We start from the raw sequence: 20,255 nt of genomic DNA, 5'->3' as shown, positions 1-20,255 counted from the left end.
CGTCTTCGCCAGCACCTTCGTGATGGCCGCCGTCAGCGACGTCTTGCCGTGGTCCACGTGTCCGATCGTGCCGATGTTCACGTGGGGCTTGTTACGCTCGAACTTCTCCTTGGCCATGACACTCCTCACCGCGGCTGAGCCGGTCAATCACCCGGCGCGTATCGAATCCCGCCAAAACTCACTGCGAAGGTGCTGCGTCCTGCTCCAAACCCGCCACAACGTCAACTGAAATCGCCCGCTGGGTCGACTGCTGGGCCGTCAGTAGCGGTTCAGCGCCGTCTTGGGCGCTGGCGCGTAGTGACTGAACTGCATGGTGTAGGTGGCCCTTCCCTGGCTGCGGCTGCGCAGGTCGGTCGAGTAGCCGAACATGGCGGCCAGGGGCACCTGCGCCTGGATGGCCTGCAGGCTGCCTGGGCGGGGCGTCATGCCCAGCACCTTCCCCCGGCGGCCGTTCAGGTCGCCAATCACGTCGCCCATGAAGGGCTCCGGCGTGACGATCTCGCAGTTCATGATGGGCTCGAGCAGCACGGGGCTGGCCGCGCGCACGGCGTCCTTGAAGGCCAGCGAGCCGGCGATCTTGAACGCCATCTCGCTCGAGTCCACGTCGTGCACGGAGCCGTCGTAGGCCTCCACCTTCACGTCCACCATGGGGTAGCCCGCCACGGGGCCGTTCTGGAGGGCCTCCTGGACACCGTCGCGCACCGCGTCCACGAACTCCTTGGGCACCACGCCGCCGACGATCTTGTTCTCGAAGGCGAAGCCCTTGCCGGCCTCGTTCGGCATCACCCGCAGCCAGATGTGGCCGTACTGGCCCCGGCCGCCCGTCTGACGGATGAACTTGCCCTCGGCCTCCATCTGGGTGGTGATGGTCTCGCGGTACGCCACCTGCGGCTTGCCGATGTTCGCGTCGACCTTGAACTCCCTCAGGAGGCGGTCGACGATGATCTCCAGGTGCAGCTCGCCCATGCCAGCGATCAGCGTCTGCCCCGTCTCCTCGTTCGTCCGCACGCGGAAGGACGGGTCCTCCATCGCCAGGCGCTGCAGCGACTGGATGATCTTGTCCTGGTCCGCCGTGGACTTCGGCTCGATGGCGATGTCGATGACCGGCTCGGGGAACTCCATCCGCTCCAGGATGATGGGCTGCTTGTCGTCGCAGAGCGTGTCGCCCGTCGCCGCCAGCTTCAGCCCCACCACCGCGCAGATGTCACCCGCGTAGCACTCGGTCAGCTCGTCCTTCTTGTCCGCGCGCATCTGGACCAGGCGGCTGACGCGCTCGCGCTTGCCCTTCACCGAGTTCCACACCGCCGTGCCCGCCTCCAGCTTCCCGGAGTACACGCGCAGGAACGTCAGCGTCTGGGACTGGAACGCCGGGTCGTTCATGATCTTGAACGCCAGGGCGCTGAAGGGCGCGTCGTCGCGCGTCTCGCGCACCGCGTCCTCGCCCTTGGGCGTCTTGCCGTGCACGGGCGGGATGTCCAGCGGGCTCGGCAGGTAGTCGATGACCGCGTCCAGGAGCGGCTGCACGCCCTTGTGGCGGAACGCAGACCCGCAGAACACGGGGAACAGCTTCAGCCCCACGCAGCCCTTGCGGATGGCCGCACGGACCTCCTGCTCGGTGAGCTCCTGGCCCTCCAGGAACTTCTCCGTCAGGGCGTCATCCTGCTCCGCGGCGGCCTCGAGCAACTCCGCGCGCGCGGCCTCGGCCTGCTCGCGCAGCTCCTCGGGAATCTCCTGGATGTCGTAGCGGCTGCCCTGCTCCGAGTCGACGAAGACCAGGGCCTTCATCGTCAGGAGGTCGATGACGCCGCGGTGCTTGTCCTCGGCGCCCAGGGGGAGCTGCATGCGCACCGCGCGCGCGCCGAGCTTCTCACGGATGGTGCCCACGGACATCTCGAAGTCCGCGCCGATGCGGTCCATCTTGTTGATGAAGCAGATGCGGGGGACCTTGTAGCGGTCCGCCTGGCGCCAGACCGTCTCCGACTGCGGCTCCACGCCGTTGACCGCGTCGAACACGGTGACGGCGCCGTCGAGCACGCGCAGGGAGCGCTCCACCTCGATGGTGAAGTCCACGTGCCCGGGGGTGTCGATGATGTTGACGCGGTAGCGCTGCTCGTTGCGCTGCCAGAAGGCGGTGATGGCGGCGGAGGTGATGGTGATGCCGCGCTCACGCTCCTGGACCATCCAGTCCGTGGTGGTGTTTCCCTCGTGCACCTCGCCCATCCGGTGGATGGCGCCGGTGTAGAAGAGGATCCGCTCGGTGGTGGTCGTCTTGCCGGCATCGATGTGCGCCATGATGCCGATGTTGCGGTAGCGCTCCAGGGGATGCTCGCGAGCCATTGCGTCGGTACCTCTCCATGAGGGCGGGAGGGCTTTGGATGCCCCGTCTCACGTTCCCACCCGGACGATTTCAGAGAACCTGCTTCACCTAAAGAAACCGCCCGGATGCACCATCTGCATCCGGGCGGGACACCGCGAGGCCGAAAGACCTACCAGCGGTAGTGAGCGAAGGCCTTGTTGGCCTCCGCCATCTTGTGCGTGTCTTCACGCTTCTTCACCGCGTTGCCGCGGTTGTTGGCGGCGTCCATGATCTCGCCGGCCAGCTTCTCCTGCATGGTCTTCTCGCCACGGGCCTTGGAGTACGTGATGATCCAACGCATGCCGAGGGCGACCCGGCGGTCCTGACGGACCTCGACGGGCACCTGGTAGGTGGCGCCACCAACGCGGCGGCTCTTGACCTCCAGCACCGGCTTGACGTTGTCGAGGGCCTTCTTGAACGTCTTGAGGGGGTCCTCCTTCGCGCGCTCCTCGATGAGGGCGAAGGCTCCGTAGCAGACGCCTTCCGCGATGGACTTCTTGCCCTTCCGCATCAGGTCGTTGACGAACTTGGTGACGAGCCGGTCCTGGAACTTCGGATCCGGAAGAATCTTGCGCTTGGCGACTACGCGACGGCGAGGCATCTCTTCTCTCTTCCCTTACGCCCTGGCTCCCTTGGGAGCACGCTACGACGGGCTTCAAGTACCGCTGAAGGAAACTTCACGAGGACGCTCCCCAGGGTGCGGGGCTCAACGTCCCAACTCTCAAACGAAGGTGATCGCGCTCAGCTCGGACGCTTCGCGCCGTACTTGGAGCGGCTCTGCTTGCGGCCCGCCACGCCCACGGAGTCGAGCGTTCCACGGACGATGTGGTAGCGCACGCCCGGGAGGTCCTTCACACGACCGCCGCGGATCATCACCACCGAGTGCTCCTGGAGGTTGTGGCCCACGCCGGGGATGTAGGACGTCACTTCGATTCCGTTGGTCAGACGCACGCGGGCCACCTTGCGGAGGGCCGAGTTCGGCTTCTTCGGAGTCGTCGTGTACACGCGGGTGCAGACGCCGCGCTTCTGGGGGCACTCCTTGAGCGCGGGGCTCTTGCCCTTGATGTTCAGCTTCTCGCGGCCCTTGCGGACCAGCTGGCTAATGGTCGGCACTGATACCTCGTTCTTCGGGTTCGCAGCCGCCACGAGACACGAGGCGGCGCATATCTACCTACAGGACTACTGAAAAAGGCCGCGAGTATAGGGGGCGACCCCTCCGTGTCAAGCACGGCATGACGCAGACCTGGAACAGGTCAGCGTCCATGAGGTCTTTCCTTGAGACTCGTCAACCCAGCTTACGACGGGTCGGTCCTCTACTCCGCGTGCGCTCAGAAGTCGAGGACCATCACCACGGCGTCCTCGCCCTCGTCGGCGTAGTAGTTCGGCCGGATGCCCACCGGGCGGAAGCCGAAGGCGCGGTAGAGCTGGATCGCCGGCTCGTTGCTCTTGCGGACCTCCAGGGTGGCCAGGCTGCAGCGGCGCGCCCTGCCCCGCTCCAGCACCTCCTCCATGACGGCCCGAGCGACGCCCCGCCGCCGGTGCTGGGGGGCGGTGGCCACGTTGAGCACGTGGACCTCGTCGTGGACGATCCAGAAGATGGCCAGGCCCAAGAGCAGCGGGGGCACGAACTGCCGGGGCTCCTCCACCAGGAGGATGGTGGACCACTCGTGCTCGAGCTCGCGCTTGAGCAGCTCCGGGGACCAGGGGTTCTTGAACGCCGCCTGCTCCAGCGCCATCACCGCCGGCAGGTCCCCTTCCGTCATCTGACGGATGGAGAAGCCATGCGGCTCGCGTGGCTCGGCGTCCTCCCGCATCCGCCTCATCGCCTTGCCTCCCGTGTGAAGGGCGCCACCCGGCGCACCTGGGCCGAGGCCCTCACCTGCGCCAGCTCCTCCACGGCCAGCGCCGCATAGCGCTCGCGGAAGAGCTTCTCCCGGATGGACTCCCGCACCGTCTCGTAGTCGGCCGGAAAGTCCCCGGGGTGCTGCTCGTAGAACCGACGGATCTCCGTCTCACCCACCTGGGCTCGCAGGCGGATGCGGCTGTCCAGGACACGCTCGGCCCTGAGCCCCCGCGTCAGCACCGCCCTGAGCCCCTCCACGTCCACGTCCGCCCGGGCCAGGAAACGCTCCAGGGCCTGGGAGCCCCCGACGCGCAGGCGGAACGCCTCCAGCCGGGCGTCCACCTCGGCGGGTTCGGCGGGGAACGCCTGGAGCCGGTCGGCGTTGAGCACCTGGACCCGCTGGCTGATGGCCAGCTCCAGCGCCCCCCGGAGCAGCTCCTCGTCCAGGGGGACCTCGAGCGCCTGGAGGCCGCCCCGCTGCACGAGCGCCACCCGGGCCTCGAACTCCAGCTCGCTCTGGGTGAGCACCCGACCCTCGATGATGGCGACGACCCGGTCCACCACCCTGCCCTGCGCCTCTCCCGCGGGGGCCTGGGCGTGGACGGCCGGGGCGGCCAGCAGGAGGAACCAGCCCGCCAGCCAGAAGGTACCTGCTCCCGCTCGGCGCGGCGCTGCCATGGCCTCCCTCATCTTTCGCCGGACTTTATACATCCCAGGCCAGCCGAACAGTCCTTGCTGGCGCACTCCCACCGACTGGTTACTTTCAATCACGTACAGCTCGGCGGGAACAAATGGCGGACGACTACTACCAGATCCTCGGCGTGGAACGGACGGCCTCCGAGGAGGCCATCAAGAAGGCGTTCCGGAAGCTCGCGCGCCAGCACCACCCCGACGTCAACCCCGGCAACAAGTCCGCCGAGGAGAAGTTCAAGCAGATCAACTCGGCCTTCGAGGTGCTGTCGGACCCGAAGAAGCGCAAGCTCTACGACGAGTTCGGCGAGGACGCCGAGAAGATCGGCTTCGACGAGAAGAAGGCGGAGGCCTACCGGCAATACCGCGCCCAGGCGTCCCGGGGCGGCGTGGGCGGCATCCCCTACGGAGGCGAGGACTTCGACCTGGGGGATCTCTTCAACGACCTCTTCGGAGGACGCAGGGGCGGCGGAGGCGGGTTCAATGACCCCTTCGGGCGGGTCCGGGGACGCGGCCCCATGGGTCCCGAGCGCGGCGAGGACCTCAACGCCCAGGTCCGCCTGACGCTGGCCGAGGCCGTCAACGGCACCGAGCGGCCCCTGTCCGTCAGCCGCGCCTCCCCCGACCGCTCCACCCCGGACGAGCGCGTCCGCCTGACGGTGAAGATTCCCGCGGGCGTCCAGACCGGCTCCAAGGTCCGGCTGGCGGGCCAGGGCGCCCCCGGCGCGAGGGGTGGGCCTCCGGGCGACCTCTACATCGAGACCGAGGTGATGGAGCATCCCCTGGTGCGTCGGGAAGGCGACGACCTCCACATGGACGTGCCCGTCACGGTTCCGGAGGCCATGCTGGGCGCGGAGGTGCGCGTCCCCACCTTCCAGGGCGAGCTCACCGTCAAGGTCCCCCCCGGCTCCCAGTCCGGCCGGCAGATGCGCCTCAAGGGGCGTGGCGTGCCCTCCCTCAAGGGGGGTTCACCGGGCGACCTCTACCTCCGCCTCCAGGTCAAGGTGCCGGACACCGACACCCCGGAGACGCGCGCCGCGGCGGAGACCCTGGCCAAGGCCTACCGGGACGATGTCCGTCGCGAGCTGACCCTCTGAAGCTCTTGTCTCTTGTCCTGGGCGCCGCCACGGCATAGACGGCCCCTCCCACAGTCGGTTTTCACGTCGCCGCAAACGGAGCACACGCGCACATGGGCCTCTTAGACATCTTCACGGGCGGCTCGGGCCCCGAGAAAGCCCTCAAGCTCAAGCCCAAGGTCACCCAGAAGTACGGCGACCCGGCGACCCGCCAGAAGGCCATCCAGCAGCTCGGGGAGATGAAGTTCCCCGAGGCCGTCTCCGTGCTCCTGGCCCGCTTCACCATCACCGTGGACCCGCTCACCACGGACGCCGACGAGAAGGAGCACACCTTCGAGCTGGTGAAGACCTTCGGCAAGGACGCCGTCCCCCCCATCGTCGAGTTCCTCAGCAAGACCGAGCCCGCCACGTCGTGGGCGCTCCGGCTGCTGGGGGAGCTGGTCACCGAGGACGAGGTGACCGAGGCGTGCGTGAAGGCGCTCCAGCACCTGTCCTCGACGTACACGAAGAACCCGGAGAAGAAGGTCGTCCTGCTCCACCACGTCACCGGCCGCCAGGACGCGCGCATCCCCCCGGTGGTCGTCCCGTTCCTCTCGGACATGTCGGACGACGTGAAGATCGCCGCGCTCAAGGCGCTCGCCTCCTTCAAGTATGAGCCGGCCAGGGAGCCCATGCTCGCGCTCCTGACGGCCGACGAGACGGCGCGTCGGGTGCAGACCTCGGCGCTCTCCGCCCTGGCGGACGCGGGCTTCAGCGTGGGCGAGCAGCGCGCCCGCGTGGAGTCGCTCCTGGTGGAGCCCTACGTCCTGGACAAGGACGGCCGCATCCAGCGCCGGGCCTGAGCGCCCAGGCCCGGTCGTGTCGGGCAGCCGACACGACCACTGTCCTCCGGAAGGCCCTGCACACCAGGGCCGTTCCCAGGCGCTCGGAACCTGGAGCAGGATTCTCCCGTGCGCTCGAAGAAGAAAGGGGCCCTGGCAGAGGTCGTGCCGCTGCGCCCCACCACCTCGAAGAAGTCCACCCGTCGAGCAGCGAAGCCGGCTCCCCCGGCTGACGCCGACGCCGTCGCGCGCGCCCTCCTGGAGATGGCGCGCCACCTCACCGACAACGCGGGCCCCACCGAGGCCCTGCGCTCCCACCTCCAGACGCTCCACGCGCTGCTCAAGCCCAAGGTCTGTTACGTGGCCCGCTTCTTTGCCTCGCGCGAGCAGCTCCACGTCGAGCACGTCCGCGGCCGCTACGACAGCCGCGTGGTCGCCGCCGTCCCGGGCGAGGGCGTGGTGGGACGCGCCTTCTCCGAGAAGAAGCTCCTGCGCGAAGCGGACACTCTCGCGGTGCCGCTGGAGAGCCCCCACGGCGTCACCGGCGTGCTCGTCGTCCTGGGCGCCCGCCGCGCCGTCTCCGACACCGTGCTCCAGTCGCTGGCCGCGCAGCTGGCCGCCGCCTACGAGGTGGCCCGGCTCCGCGACGACAGCGCCCGCCGCAACAAAGACCTCCAGACGGCCATCGCGGGCCTCAAGAGCCTGGAGCAGAACCGCGAGGAGCTGCTCGGCAACGTCTCGCACGACCTCAAGAACCCGCTCACCACCATCAAGTCGTACCTGGCGATGCTGGGACGCGAGAAGCTGGGGCCCCTCACGGACTCCCAGCGCCGCGCGGTGCAGATCTGCGACCGGAACTCCGACCGCATGCTGCGCATGGTGAACGACCTGCTGCTCATGTCCCGGCTCCAGTCCGGGAAGATGCAGCTCAACCAGCGCCCCTTCGGCCTCAAGGCCGTGGCCGAGGAGGTGGTCCGCTCCCTGGCCGTCGTCGCCGAGCACGGCAAGGTGCAGGTGCACATCCCCCCGTGCGCGGAGGTGTTCGTCCGGGGAGACCGCGAGCGCATCGCCGAGGCCATCCACAACCTCGTCGAGAACGGCATCCACCACAGCGAGCAGGATGACACCGTCGAGGTCACCGTCTCCGCCGAGGAAGGGCTCGCCGCACTCACGGTGAAGGACAGCGGCCCCGGCATGTCGGCCGAGGCGCTGGAGCACATCTTCGACGCCTTCTACCGGGCGCAGCCCGGGGTGCCGCGTCCTCCGGGCGCGGGGCTCGGCCTGCCGCTGGTGGGGAAGATCGTCGCCCTGCACGGGGGCCGGGTGGAGGCGTCGAGCGTGCTCGGCGAGGGCAGCACGTTCCAGCTGGTGCTGCCGATGTTCGCCGGCGCGGTGAGCTCCCCGGACCCGAACCAGGCGGCGCCCAAGGCGGGCGGCATCCTCCTGGTCGAGGACGACGCGGACTGCCGCGAGGTGCTGCAGCAGGTGCTGGAGCAGGAGGGCTACCGGGTGATGGCCACCTCGGGGGCCTCCGAGGCGCGCTCCATCCTCTCGCACATCCGGCCGGCCATGGTGCTGCTCGACCTGCGGCTGAGCGAGGAGGACGGGCAGTCGGTGCTCCGCTTCATCCGGGGCACCGAGTCGCTCGCGGACATCGTCGTGTACATCATCTCGGGTGCCAGCGAGGTGGCGTCCCTCACCTCCGGCCAGGGCCTGGAGCGCATCGACGGCTTCTTCGAGAAGCCGCTCCAGCTCCCCAAGCTACTGGACACGGTGTCGGCGGTGGTGCGGCCCAGCCGCCGGGCTCCCGCCGTTCCCTGAGGGGGACGGAATGGACCGCGGAACGAACAAGAGGTGGCCGCACGCCACCTCGGCTTGGCTAGTATCCGCGCGTTCATGAGCACTTCCGTCTATTCCCGCTACCGCGCCGCATTCGCCGAGGGCCTCGCCAGCGCCCTGGGCGTGCAGGCCGCCGACATCGAAGCCCAGGTCAAGCCCGCGGAAGCGGCGCACGGCGACCTGAGCTTCGCCACCTTCCCTCTCGCCAAGGCCCAGAAGAAGGCGCCCCCCGTCATCGCCAAGGAGCTGGCCGAGAAGCTCTCCGTGCCGGGCCTGGAGATCAAGGCCGTGGGCCCGTACGTGAATGCCCGCTTCAACGCGGTGCCCTTCACCAGCGAGGTGCTCGACGCGGCCCGCAAGGCGGGCGCCACCTACGGCGGCGACGCGGACGCCGGGCGCGGCAAGACGGTGGTCATCGACTACTCGTCGCCGAACATCGCCAAGCCCATCGGCTTCCATCACATCCGCACCACGTTCCTGGGTCACTGCATCGCCAACATCTACCGGGCGCTCGGCTGGCGGGTGGAGGGCATCAACTACCTGGGTGACTGGGGCAAGCAGTTCGGCCTCGTCGCGGTGGGCTTCCAGGAGTACGGAGACCCCGCGCGCATCGACGACATGGGCCACCTGGTGGAGGTCTACGTGCGCGCCAACAAGCGCGCCGAGACGGAGCCCGCGTTCGACGAGAAGGCCCGCGACTTCTTCCGCCGCATGGAGGCCGGTGACGCCGAGGCCCTCAAGCTCTGGAACCAGTTCCGCGAGACGAGCATCCGCGGCTTCAAGCAGATCTACGCGCGGATGGGCATCGAGTTCGAGCACATCGAGGGCGAGAGCCGCTACCAGGGCAAGATGGACGCGGTCATCGAGCAGATCGCCAGGAAGCCCGGCGTGAAGGAGTCCCAGGGCGCGCTCATCGTCGACCTGCCCTACGCGGAGAACGAGCCGCCCATCCTGCTCAAGAAGAACGACGGCAGCACGCTCTACGCCACGCGCGACCTGGCCGCCGCCGAGGACCGCCACGCGCGCTTCCAGTTCGACAAGTCGCTCTACGTCGTGGCCCAGGACCAGGCGCTGCACTTCCGTCAGGTGTTCCGCACGCTGAAGGAGATGGGCCAGCCGTGGGCGGACAAGTGCGTGCACGTGGCGTTCGGCCGCATCCACGGCATGAGCACGCGCAAGGGCCAGGTCGTGCAGCTCAACGACGTGCTCGACGAGGCCAAGGAGCGCGCCGCCGCCAAGGTGAAGGAGAACCAGGAGGCCGGGCGGCTGCAGACGGATGACCCGGACAAGCTCGCCGAGCAGATCGGCCTGGGCGCCATCGCCTTCGGCGACCTCAAGCACAAGCGCGCCACCGACTACACCTTCGACTGGGACGAGGTGGTGAGCTTCGAGGGCCACACGGGCCCCTACCTCCAGTACGCCCACGCGCGCGTGGTCAACGTGCTGCGCAAGGGCGGCGGCGCGCCGGCCAGCTACGACGCCAGCCTGCTGACGCTCCCCGAGGAGCAGGCCCTGGTGCGCGAAATCATGCGCCTGCCCGAGGTGGTGCGCGACGCGGCCGAGCAGTACGAGCCCAGCCTCGTGGCCCGCCTGCTGCTCGACGTGGCCGCCGCCCTGAGCCGCTACTACACGCTCGGCAACCAGGAGCGCGACAAGCGCATCAACGTCGAAGGGAATGACGCGCTGCGTTCCGCGCGACTCGCCCTGGCGGACGCGGCGCGGGTTACGCTCGCGTCGGGTCTGACCTTGTTGGGCATTCCGACACCCGAGAACATGTAGCCCCGGGGGCTGCCTTGGAAACCGCGCTGTCGCAGTCTGCGAATCAGGGAGAGTCCTTGCTGAAGGCGGAGTTCGGCCCGATGAGCCGGGCGCTGGGCACTCGTTATCTGGAGAGCGTCCACTTCCCACCCGAGGCCGAGGACGAGCTGCGAAACCTCCACGCCAAGGGGTTCGTGGTGCACGTCATGCGCTCCACGGCGTGGGTGAACTTCCTCTACCTCACCTGGGCCATGGTGCGCCGGAGCCTGCCGCCCGTGCGGGCGGTGGCCAACCTGCGCCCGTGGTTCACCAAGCCGTGGCGCCAGACGAAGCAGTCCGGCGCCTTCCTGGAGCGCTTCGAGTACGCGCGTCAGCAGGGAGGCAGCGGCCTGGTCTTCCTGCGGCGCACGGCGCTGTTGCACGCGTCCGGGAAGGAGACACACGAGGATCCCTTCCCCGCCCTGGTGGAGCTGGCGCGCACGTCGGACCGGCCCGTGTACCTGGTGCCCGAGCTGTTCGTCTGGGAGAAGCGCAGCGCGCGCCTCAAGCCCAACTGGGTGGACGTCGTCTTCGGCAGCCCCGAGGCGCCGGGCTTCCTGCACTCGATGCTGGCCTTCTTCCGCAACTACAAGCGCGCGCAGTTCCGCGTGGGAGAGCCCATCGACCTGCGCGCCTTCGCCGAGCAGAACCCGAAGGACTCGGTGGAGGTGCTCGCGCGCAAGGTGCGCAGCACGCTGCACGTGCACCTGGCCCGTGAGACGCGCGCGGTGTTCGGCCCGCCAGCCAAGCCGGCCGTGCGCATCATCGACGAGACGCTGCGCGACAGGCAGCTGCGCAAGGTGGTGGACGAGCACGCCGCGCAGTCCGGCCGCAAGCAGGAGAGCGTGCTGCGCGAGGCCCGCCGCAACCTGGAGGCCATCGCCGCGAAGCCCAGCCCCACGACGCTGGCCTTCGTGGCGCCGCTGCTCGACTGGGTGTTCAACCGCATCTACGACGGCATGCACGTGGATGAGGCGGGCCTGCACCGCGCGCTCAAGGCCGCCACCCGCGCGCCCATCGTCCTGTGCCCCAGCCACAAGAGCCACATGGACTACCTGGTGATGAGCTGGGTGCTGTGGAACCGCGGCTACGCGGTGCCGCTGGTGGCCGCCGGCGCCAACCTGTCCTTCTGGCCGCTGGGCAGCATCTTCCGCCGCTGCGGCGCGTTCTTCCTGCGCCGCTCGTTCAAGGGCGACAAGGTCTACGCCGCGTCCTTCAAGGCCTACGTGCGCAAGCTGGTGCACGACGGCATCCACCAGGAGTTCTTCCCCGAGGGCGGTCGCTCGCGCACGGGCAAGCTGCTCTCCCCCAAGCTGGGCATGTTCACCTGGCAGGTGGAGTCGGTGCTCGAGGGCGCGCGCAACGACCTGCTCTTCGTCCCGGTGGCCATCGACTACGAGAAGGTCGTCGAGTCGGGCAGCTACTCGAAGGAGCTGGCGGGCGGGGAGAAGAAGCCCGAGGACCTCAAGGCGCTGCTCAGCACGCCCAAGGTGCTCGCGGCGCGCTACGGCCGCATCCACCTGGGCTTCGACGAGCCGATTTCGCTCGTGGAGTTCATGAAGGAGCGCGGGCTCGACCCCGAGCAGCCGGTGACGGACGAGCAGAAGAAGGGCCTGGTCCGCGCGCTCGGCAACCGCGTGATGTACGGCATCAGCAAGGTGTCCACCGTGACGCCGCACGCGCTGGTGAGCACGTCGCTGCTCGCGCACCGTCGCCGGGGCCTGACGCAGCGGGAGCTGGCGGACCGCATCAGCATCCTGCGCCGCATCGCCCAGGAGGACGGCGCGCCGCAGTCGCGCGAGCTGGGCAACGCCCCCAGCAACCCCGAGACGATGGGGCCCATCCAGGACGCGATGCGCACCTTCATCGGCGACGAGATGGTGCGCACCCAGGAGGCCAAGGGTGACGTCATCTACCAGGTGGAGGACGACCGCCGCGCGGAGATGTCCTTCTACAAGAACACCCTGATGAACCTGGTGGCCGCGCGCAGCCTCGTGGCCAACGCCATGCTGGCCGCCGGCACGTCCGCCTCGTACGACGACGTGAAGGCGCGCGCGCTGTTCCTCTCGCGCCTGTTCAAGCTCGAGTTCATCTACCGGGTGAACACCACCTTCGACACCATCTTCGCGGAGACGGTGGAGCGGCTGGTGCGCATGGGCCTGGTGATGCACGAGGGCGACACGCTCAGCGTCGCGCCCGAGCCCCACGCCCAGCCGGAGCTGGAGTTCCTGGCGGACCTGCTGCGCGACTACCTGGAGGCGTACCTGCTGGCCGCGATGACGCTCAACGACGTGGCCACGGGCGTCGCCGAGGACCGCAAGGCCTTCCTCCGGATGGCCCTGGAGACAGGCCGCGCCGAGTACCACGCCGGTCGCATCACCGCCGCCGAGTCCCTGGCCAAGGTGACGCTGGAGAACGCGGTGACGTACCTGCAGGACCAGAAGCTCCTCGTCGAGGAGGACAAGAAGCTCAAGGTCGGTCCCCAGGCGACGGACGCGGACGCGCGCAAGCAGCTGGTCGAGAGCATCCGCGAGTACCTGCAGCGCTGACGTGTCGACTCCGGGCCGCGCCGCCTCCTCGAGGACGGTGCGGCCCGTCAGCGGGGCATGGGAGGATGGGCGGATGACTGCTCGCCCTGCCCTCCTGGCCCTCGTCCTCGGTGTCACCCCTCTTCTCGGTTGCGGCTCCACGCCGAACACCCGCGAGCCGGCCTCGCGCGAGTGTGGCGCGTCCATCCACGACGTGGCCTGGCTGTCGGGGAGCTGGCGTCAGGACACGGCCGGCAACCTCACGGAGGAGCACTGGACGCCCGCGGCGGGAGGCACGCTCTTCGGGGTGAGCCGCACCATCGTCCAGGGCAAGACGGTGTTCTTCGAGTACATGCGCATCGAGGCGCGCAAGGACGGGCTCTACTTCGTGGCCCAGCCCATGGGACGCCCGCCCTCGGACTTCAAGATGCTGCGTTGCAACAGCAACGGCGTACTGTTCGAGAACCCGCAGCACGACTACCCGCAGCGCATCTTCTACCAGCGCCCCACCGCCAACCGCCTCACCGCCCGAATCGAGGGGACGAAGGACGGCAAGGAGGCGGGACAGAGCTTCGAGTTCTTCCAGATGTAGCAGCGGGCGCGCGCGGGCTCACGGCGCGCTGCGGAAGACGATGCGAAGCTCGCTGGAGAGCGGGTTGCCCTCGTAGTCCGTGAGCACCGTGCGCAGCACCAGCGTGTACTGCGTGTTGGGCGTCAGCACGACGCCCTCGGCGAAGGCGGCCTCCACCGTGTACGGGACGTCGCCCCGCTCCACGTCCTCGTCCAGCTCCGGTACGGGCGGCGCGGTGAGGACCAGCGGGAGCTCGTCCCGACCTGAGAACACCGCGAAGCCTGGGCGCAGGCTGCGCACGTCCATGGCCTCGGAGAAGGTGACGCGCAGGGAGCCGCCCCTCGGAAGCGTCTCCCCTCCTCCGGGCGCCGTCGAGACGACCCGGGGCGGCACGGTGTCGCGCGGCAGGTAGATGGCATCTCCGGGCTCCAGGCACCCGGACAGCGACGACAGCGCGAGCACGCCCGCGAAGAACCGACTCGAGCGCGCGCCCATCAGCGACACCCCTTCTGCGCCAGGCTCTCCGACGAGTGGCACTTGAGGCAGGCGCGGTCATTCGCCGACGCCAGCTTCTTGCACGACTGCGCGAAGCCCGCTGGGTGCGGGTTGATCTGCCGCCGCGGCGACAGCTCCGAGTGGCAGCTCATGCACGACTCCTCGCGGTGGCAGGAGATGCAGCTGGTCAAGTCCCGCGACGCTGCGATGCCGTGGTGCTGCGGTCCGGGCAGCTCCACCCACGTGGCGTAGTCCGGGTGCACCTTCAGGTTGCGCGGCCGCAGCGACTTCGCGGCGTCCATGCCCACACCCGCGCGCTCGTGGCAGGCGGCGCAGAAGGACTGGGCACGATGGCAGCTCTCGCACCGGGGCGAGTTGGTCCGAGCCTGCACCGGGTGCAGCGTGATGAAGTCGTTGGGGTGGATGGACAGCGGCTTCTGCATGCCGTCATGGCACGTCTGGCAGTAGCTCTCGCTGTGGCACTGCATGCAGACCAGCCGGTCCGTCGACGCGCGGGCCCCGTGGTTGAACTCGAAGCGCGGGCCGTGGTCCAGGCCCAGCGGGTTGCCCTGCATGGGCTTGAGCAGGCCCGAGTCGAACGTCAGCTTGAGCCGGCCGGACGGCTCCGTCGGGTGGCAGGTCGCGCACGTGTTCGAGGCCACGGTGCCGTCGTGGCACTTGAAGCACGTGGCCATCTTCGGCAGCTGGTTTCGCGTGCCCAGCTTCACGTCCTTCATCTCGCCGTGGCACACCGAGCACTCCACCTTCTTGTCCACGTGCTGCTGGTGGCTGAAGTGCAGGTTGGCCGGAGGCATGGACAGCTTCGCGGGCTCCTTGCGCACGGTGGCGTCGAAGCCCGGGTGGCAGGTGTTGCACGCGGACGGAGGGTCCGTGGGCTTGCCCTTCCGACCCGCCTCGATGTCGTGACAGGTCTCGCACTCCTCGTGGCCCGGGAGGTTCAGGTCCTTGGAGGACGCGCTGGCGCGGGCCGAGTCGTGGCACGTGGTGCACTCGGCGCCCGCCTCCAGGTGCTGGGCGTGGTCGAAGCGCAGCGGGACGTGCTGGGCGGGATAGACGGCCAGGCTGCGCTCGCGGGCCGTGGCGGCCCAGGCGACGCTGGCGCCCACCAGCATGGCGAGCGCGGCCAGGGCGAGCAGCGCATGTCGGTTCTGACGGTGAAGCATCTACAAGCTCGCCTTCAGGTCGAAGAGGAGGAAGGCCTTGGTGTCGGAGTCGGTGAAGGGATTGAAGTTCTGCTCCACCACCAGCGACAGCCGCGTCGCGCGCGTCAGGGCCCGGCTGGCCCACACCTGGGCGCCGTAGAAGTTGCCCCCCAGGCGCGCGTTGAAGCTGTCGAAGATGCGCGCGAAGGACACCCGCGCGTCCAGCGTGAAGCGCTCCCGGTCGAACGTGTAGCCACCGGTGAGGTCGCCCCAGAGCTGGTCTCCGCCGAAGCCCGTGCGGTACGTCACGTCCAGCGCCGAGCGGAACGCGCCCGAGCGCCACGCCGCGCCCGCCGCCCCACCGACGCTGGTGGACTCCGGCGCGCCCTCCGCGTCCACTTGCGAGGCGATGGCCATCTCCGGGTTGACGTTCTCGTTGTAGCGGCTGCCCAGCGCCTGCACGTAGAAGCGCAGCGGGCCGGGGGTGAACACGTCCACGCGCACCCGCGCCTCGTCGCGCGGCGCCCACGCGAAGTAGTACCAGATGGAGTCCGCCGACAGCACGGGCGACAGGCGCATCACCTCCAGCGTCGTCGCGACGCGCGTGCCGTCCCAGCGCACCTGCGTGCGCACCTGGGCCACCTTGCCCTGCAGCACGTCGTAGTCCACGCCAGCCAGCGCGTTGAGCCCCAGGCCCCGGCCGTAGCGCGCCTCCACCGTGGCGCGCTCCAGGTCCGTCTTCCCCTCCACCATCGCCTTGCGGTAGCCCACCGCGGCGTTGAAGCCCTTCAGGTCCTCGAGCAGCAGCTTGGCGCCGAAGACGGGCTCCATCGAATCCAGCGTGGGGTCCGCGCCCGCCACGCCCTGGTCCAGCCGCCGCGAGTCGCTCTCCCGCGTACCGTCCGGCTGATACACGGACGAGCCCAGGAAGCTCGCGCCCTTCACCCACAGGCCGCCGTACAGCTCCGCGCCCAGGCCCATGCGCGTCACGTAGCGCGCGCGCAGACCATCGAACGCGATGATGTCCGAGACGTCCGTGTAGAGCTGACGGCCCAGCCGTCCCTCGAAGCCGCCGTTCGCGTAGCGCACGTACGCGTGCAGCAGCTCCGCGTCCTCGGACTTCAGCCCGTCGACGCGCTCGGCCTCACCCTTGGGCAGACCGAAGTCCGCCCAGATGCGCAGGTTGGACTCGAAGCCCAGGTCCTGCCCCGTGGCGAGCTCGAAGGCGTTGAGCCCCAGGTACTGGACGATTCGCCGCCTTGGCAGCAGCACCGGGTCGTCCGACGTGCTGCCACGCCACGCACGAATCTGGTACGCCTGCGCCTCGGTTCGCGCTTCCACCAGGAACGCCGACGCGTGCGACGTCGTTGCTCCCAGCCCCAGGCCCAGGGCACAGACGGCACCAAGGATTCGAGGGGGCTTCCACCACGTCCGCTGCACCGTTCGAGCCAGGATGTAGGACGTCAAGGTGCTGACAGTATAGAGAACCTGCTGTCGCGACAGTTCAGCTTTTCGCGTCAAGGAGACGACAAATTGGAAGATTCCGCTCCCAGCGACGCCGCGCCCCTCGGGCCGACGGGCCCCTCCGAGCCTCCCCTTCCGGAGCCCAGGAGCCCTCGGATGCTGGCGCTCGGCGGGGCGGCCCTGGCGCTGGTGCTCTACATCCTGGTGGGCGCCTCCGTCCAGTTGCTCAACGCGGCCTTCGGCATCTGGTTCACCGAAGTGTTCATCTTCATGGCGCTGGGGTGGCTGCTGCCGCGCCTCGGAGGATGGAAGCCCGCGCTCTTCACGGGGCTGACGCCGCTGCATCCGGTGTCGACGCTCTTCGGCTTCCTGCTGGGCATCGCCAACTTCTTCGCGCTGGTGGTGCCCATCCAGTTCACCGCGCAGAAGCTCGCGCCCGAGTGGATGAAGGAGATGTTCGATGGCTCGCGGCTCTTCGAGCAGCAGACGCCGGTGGAGCTGGCCATCATCCTGGCGGGCGTGACGGTCGCCGCGCCCATCTGCGAGGAGCTGTTCTTCCGAGGCGTCTTCCAGCGGGGCCTGACGTCCCCGTCGCCGCGCTCGCCCACGACGGCCCTGGTCATCTCCGCGGTGGTGTTCAGCGCGTTCCACCTGGACCCGGTGGGCTTCGTGGCGCGCGTGGAACTGGGCCTGCTGTTCGGCTGGCTCTACCTGCGCACCGGCTCGCTGTGGCCCGGCATCGCCGCGCATGCGGCCAACAACCTGGTGTCCTCGGCGGCGTTCCTGGTGGCGAAGTCGATGGGCACCGAGGCCGCGGACACGGACACCAACCCCCAGGACGTGCTGATGCTGGCGAGCCTCGGCTGGGCGGGAGTGCTCGCGCTGCTGGGCATGTCACGGTGGGTTCCCGTCTGGGGCACCGGCATCGCGGTGAGCGACGAGCGCGCGAGGGAGACGAAGCCCGTGCCGTCGCTGGCGAAGCTGGTGCTGCCGTGGGTGGTGGCCGCGACGGTGTCCCTGGTGCTGCTCGCCGTGGTGGACCGGCGCGGCATCGCGCTCAACCTCCATGACGTGGCCCACCCGCTGGCGCCACTCAAGAAGGACGCGCCCGCGGGGCTCCAAGCGGAGCGGGAGTCGTTGCAGGAGCTCCGCGAGGCCGTGCGCCGGGGCGAGGCTCCGCTGGAGGCCTACAGCGAGGAGCGCACGCGTCAGGCGCGCGCGCACAAGGCCGAAGGCGGTACCAAGTCACCGTGAGCGGGCGCGAAGCCAACGGTCGGGCGCTGATGGGCGCCGCTCACTGAACGACTTGCGTACGTGGTGCCGCCCCCCCGACGCTGGCGGCCCTCATGCCATGGAGCAAGCGCGGTTCGGCACGTCGCCCTGACGATGGTCGTCTCGGCGCGGCGTGCCACGTCACAAGACAGCGCGCCCACGAGCCCATCGCGGACAGGAACGCTGGCGGCAGGACGTACCCGCGCCTGGCCCATGCTCACGGGCCAGCACCTGACGTCTTCCGCGACGAGGGAGGGCCGGAGCGGACTCCAGTCCCCGAGTCAGACGAAGCGATACGAGCTCACGTGGAAGACGGGCCCCACCATCGCGGCGGTGAGCACGTCCTTGTCCACGCGGCCCTCGGCCTCGATGCGGTGGCCGTCCTTCTTGAGGTGCCGGTCGCCACCCGCGAGCTGGTACGTGGTGCCGTCATCGGCCTCCAGCACCCAGACGCCCGTCTCGAGGTCGCGGTACACCACGCGCCCGGTGAGCGTCACGGCACGTCCTCACGCTTGAGCATCGCGCGGGCGACGATGAGGCAGACGACCGTGTTGAACCCCAGCCACGGCTTCGCCAGGAACGCGAAGGGCATCCACGAGAGCGCCGGAGCGCCCGCCCACGCCGAGTACGCCAGGAAGCCCGCGAAGCCCAGCGCGAGGCCCCCCACCGCCGAGCGCATCCCCTTCCATCCGATGGCGGGCAGCGACAGCAGCACGGGGATGAGCGCGCTGTAGAACAGCGGGTTCACCGTGCGGCCCCGGCCGAAGATGATGCGCTCCCAATCCGGGATGGGCAGCGAGGCCATCTCCACCACGTCACCCGCGGCGCCCGCCGTGCCCATGAACCAGGCGCGCACGAAGTACACGCCCACCGTGGAGAGCAGCAGCGGCACGAAGAACGCTGGACGCAGCAGCGCGTTGAGGTAACCCGGGCGCTCACGGCCGCGCAGCGTCAGCAGCACGAAGGCCAGCAGCGCCAGCGCCCAGTACAGCGGCGGCCAGCGCGACATCCCACCGCCGAGCGACGCCAGCGACGCCTCCGCGTTGAGCAGGCCGTGCCCGTACTGCTCGGTCCACGCCTGGTCCGCCACCTTGGTCGCACCCGCATACAGCGCCTTCTCCACCTCGTCGGGCCCCTTGGCGCCGGCCGAGTACAGCATCGCGGCCACCGCGGCCACGTGCGGCGTGGCCATGCTGGTGCCCTGATACGAGGCGTAGACGGAGCGCGACACGTCCCTCGGGTCGATGGTGTTCTGGATGATGCCGCCCGCGTCCCCACGGCGCTTGTCACCACCGGGCGCGGCGATGTCCAGCTCCTTGCCATAGGACGAGTACGGCGCCAGCGAGCCCTCCGGCCCCACCGCCGACACCGCCACGGCGCCGGGATAGGCCGCGGGGAACTCAACGTGCGCGCGGCCGCCGTTGCCCGCAGCCGCCACCACCGTGACACCCTTCTTGCGGGCGTACTCCACCGCCTGCGCCATCACCTGCGAATAGCCGCCGCCGCCCAGCGACATGTTGATGACGTTGGCGCCCTTGTCCGCCGCGAAGCGGATGGCGTCCGCGATGTCCGCCGTGGTGCCACCACCGAAGTGGTTGAGCACCTTCACCGGCATCAGCGTCGCCTCGAAGGCCACGCCCGCCACGCCCTCGCCGTTGTTGGTGGCCTGCGCGATGGTGCCCGCCACGTGCGTGCCGTGGCCGTGGTCATCGTTGGCGTGCTCGTCGTCGTTGACGAAGTCGTAGCCGGCCACGAACTTCACGCCCTTGAGGTCGGGCACCTGCTTGAAGTCCTCGTGGTCCTCGTACGCGATGCCCGTGTCCAGCACGGCCACGACGACACCCTTGCCCCGGCTGCGCTCCCAGGCCTTGGGCATGTCGATCATCTGGAGGTTCCACTGCCGCGCGTACTCGGGGTCATTCGGCGTGAAGCTCGCGCGGACCTCCATCAGCGGCTCGGCGGCCTCGACGCTCGGGTGCTGGCGGATCTTCTCCAGCACGCCCGCCACGTCGTCCACGCCCACCGCCAGCGTGAGGGCCTCGTCGGCGCTCTCCACCGAGTTGAGCTCCAGGTCCACGCCCCAGTCGGCCTCCCAGGCGTCGAACTCCGCCTTGGTGGTGCCGTCCTTGAAGTCCACGACGATGGCGTGGGGCACCACGTCCACCGCGTCCGCCAGCGAGGCGGGGGGCGGCGCCGGGCGCTCGGACTCGCTCTGGGCGGACTTGCACGCGGGCGCCACCGTCACGGCCAGGGCCAGCGCGGCTCCGCCCAAACTCCATCGCACCATCCGCATCGGGTTGCTCCTTGAGAAACGAGGCACGCTTCCGGAAGACCCTACGA

At 69.3% G+C, this 20,255-nt stretch carries 18 protein-coding genes; 7 read left to right on the top strand and 11 right to left on the bottom strand.

What is annotated here, in order from left to right:
- The 6 genes from FL311_RS09105 to FL311_RS09080 all read right to left on the bottom strand — a co-directional run.
- Positions 1-117, bottom strand: a 117-nt coding sequence (locus FL311_RS09105; RefSeq protein WP_228556770.1) for a GTP-binding protein, incomplete at its 3' end; no start/stop codon positions are given.
- A gap of 141 nt (positions 118-258) precedes the next feature.
- Positions 259-2,337: an elongation factor G gene (fusA, locus tag FL311_RS09100; RefSeq protein ID WP_141324546.1), complete on the bottom strand. Its 2,079-nt coding sequence runs from the start codon at positions 2,335-2,337 to the stop codon at positions 259-261.
- A 149-nt stretch (positions 2,338-2,486) separates the two neighbouring features.
- Positions 2,487-2,957 carry a 30S ribosomal protein S7 gene (rpsG, locus tag FL311_RS09095; RefSeq protein WP_011553340.1) on the bottom strand — a complete coding sequence of 157 codons (471 nt, stop codon included), beginning with the start codon at positions 2,955-2,957 and terminating at the stop codon, positions 2,487-2,489.
- A 140-nt stretch (positions 2,958-3,097) separates the two neighbouring features.
- A complete protein-coding gene (gene rpsL, locus FL311_RS09090; protein WP_043408969.1) occupies positions 3,098-3,469 on the bottom strand; it encodes a 30S ribosomal protein S12 in 372 nt (123 codons plus the stop codon).
- Positions 3,470-3,684: 215 nt separating this feature from the next.
- Positions 3,685-4,179 carry a ribosomal protein S18-alanine N-acetyltransferase gene (gene rimI, locus FL311_RS09085; RefSeq protein ID WP_141324545.1) on the bottom strand — a complete coding sequence of 165 codons (495 nt, stop codon included), beginning with the start codon at positions 4,177-4,179 and terminating at the stop codon, positions 3,685-3,687.
- On the bottom strand, positions 4,176-4,877 hold the full coding sequence (locus FL311_RS09080; RefSeq protein ID WP_228556769.1) for a hypothetical protein: 702 nt from the start codon (positions 4,875-4,877) through the stop codon (positions 4,176-4,178). Before FL311_RS09080 ends, rimI begins: the two co-directional genes overlap by 4 nt.
- A 113-nt stretch (positions 4,878-4,990) precedes the next feature.
- Here FL311_RS09080 and FL311_RS09075 point away from each other — a divergent pair, with 113 nt between their 5' ends.
- The 6 genes from FL311_RS09075 to FL311_RS09050 all read left to right on the top strand — a co-directional run bounded on the left by FL311_RS09075 (position 4,991) and on the right by FL311_RS09050 (position 13,542).
- A complete protein-coding gene (locus tag FL311_RS09075; protein ID WP_141324543.1) occupies positions 4,991-5,986 on the top strand; it encodes a DnaJ C-terminal domain-containing protein in 996 nt (331 codons plus the stop codon).
- A 92-nt stretch (positions 5,987-6,078) separates the two neighbouring features.
- Positions 6,079-6,807: a HEAT repeat domain-containing protein gene (locus tag FL311_RS09070; RefSeq protein WP_141324542.1), complete on the top strand. Its 729-nt coding sequence runs from the start codon at positions 6,079-6,081 to the stop codon at positions 6,805-6,807.
- A 108-nt stretch (positions 6,808-6,915) separates the two neighbouring features.
- Positions 6,916-8,607 (top strand): hybrid sensor histidine kinase/response regulator, encoded by a 1,692-nt coding sequence (locus FL311_RS09065; protein ID WP_141324541.1) that lies wholly within the window; start codon positions 6,916-6,918, stop codon positions 8,605-8,607.
- Between the two features lie 75 nt (positions 8,608-8,682).
- Positions 8,683-10,404, top strand: a complete 1,722-nt coding sequence (gene argS, locus FL311_RS09060) for an arginine--tRNA ligase (RefSeq protein ID WP_141324540.1) — start codon at positions 8,683-8,685, stop codon at positions 10,402-10,404.
- A 14-nt stretch (positions 10,405-10,418) separates the two neighbouring features.
- Positions 10,419-12,971: a 1-acyl-sn-glycerol-3-phosphate acyltransferase gene (locus FL311_RS09055; RefSeq protein WP_141324539.1), complete on the top strand. Its 2,553-nt coding sequence runs from the start codon at positions 10,419-10,421 to the stop codon at positions 12,969-12,971.
- Between the two features lie 73 nt (positions 12,972-13,044).
- Positions 13,045-13,542: a DUF6265 family protein gene (locus FL311_RS09050; protein ID WP_141324538.1), complete on the top strand. Its 498-nt coding sequence runs from the start codon at positions 13,045-13,047 to the stop codon at positions 13,540-13,542.
- Between the two features lie 18 nt (positions 13,543-13,560).
- Here the strand turns inward: FL311_RS09050 and FL311_RS09045 are convergent, their stop codons facing one another.
- The 3 genes from FL311_RS09045 to FL311_RS09035 are packed head-to-tail and all read right to left on the bottom strand — an operon-like array spanning position 13,561 to position 16,520.
- The gene (locus FL311_RS09045; protein WP_141324537.1) at positions 13,561-14,016 is read right to left on the bottom strand and encodes an Ig-like domain-containing protein; all 456 of its coding nucleotides are present in this window, start codon (positions 14,014-14,016) and stop codon (positions 13,561-13,563) included.
- Positions 14,016-15,200 (bottom strand): cytochrome c3 family protein, encoded by a 1,185-nt coding sequence (locus tag FL311_RS09040; protein ID WP_141324536.1) that lies wholly within the window; start codon positions 15,198-15,200, stop codon positions 14,016-14,018. The genes FL311_RS09045 and FL311_RS09040 overlap by 1 nt, the downstream gene beginning before the upstream one ends.
- Positions 15,201-16,520, bottom strand: coding sequence for a hypothetical protein (locus FL311_RS09035; protein ID WP_228556768.1), 1,320 nt, complete (start codon positions 16,518-16,520; stop codon positions 15,201-15,203).
- A 192-nt stretch (positions 16,521-16,712) separates the two neighbouring features.
- Here FL311_RS09035 and FL311_RS09030 point away from each other — a divergent pair, with 192 nt between their 5' ends.
- Positions 16,713-17,897 (top strand): type II CAAX endopeptidase family protein, encoded by a 1,185-nt coding sequence (locus tag FL311_RS09030; protein WP_305036143.1) that lies wholly within the window; start codon positions 16,713-16,715, stop codon positions 17,895-17,897.
- A 299-nt stretch (positions 17,898-18,196) separates the two neighbouring features.
- On the opposite strand, the gene FL311_RS09025 is transcribed toward FL311_RS09030, so the two are convergent.
- Together FL311_RS09025 and FL311_RS09020 are read right to left on the bottom strand one after the other, a co-directional pair.
- Positions 18,197-18,412 (bottom strand): DUF5818 domain-containing protein, encoded by a 216-nt coding sequence (locus FL311_RS09025; RefSeq protein ID WP_141324534.1) that lies wholly within the window; start codon positions 18,410-18,412, stop codon positions 18,197-18,199.
- Positions 18,409-20,208 (bottom strand): S8 family serine peptidase, encoded by a 1,800-nt coding sequence (locus FL311_RS09020; RefSeq protein WP_141324533.1) that lies wholly within the window; start codon positions 20,206-20,208, stop codon positions 18,409-18,411. The genes FL311_RS09025 and FL311_RS09020 overlap by 4 nt, the downstream gene beginning before the upstream one ends.
- Positions 20,209-20,255: the final 47 nt, after the last annotated feature.

Source organism: Myxococcus sp. AB025B, from assembly GCF_006518215.1.
Lineage (GTDB): Bacteria > Myxococcota > Myxococcia > Myxococcales > Myxococcaceae > Myxococcus > Myxococcus fulvus.
This window is presented reverse-complemented; position numbering and strand designations above follow the sequence as displayed.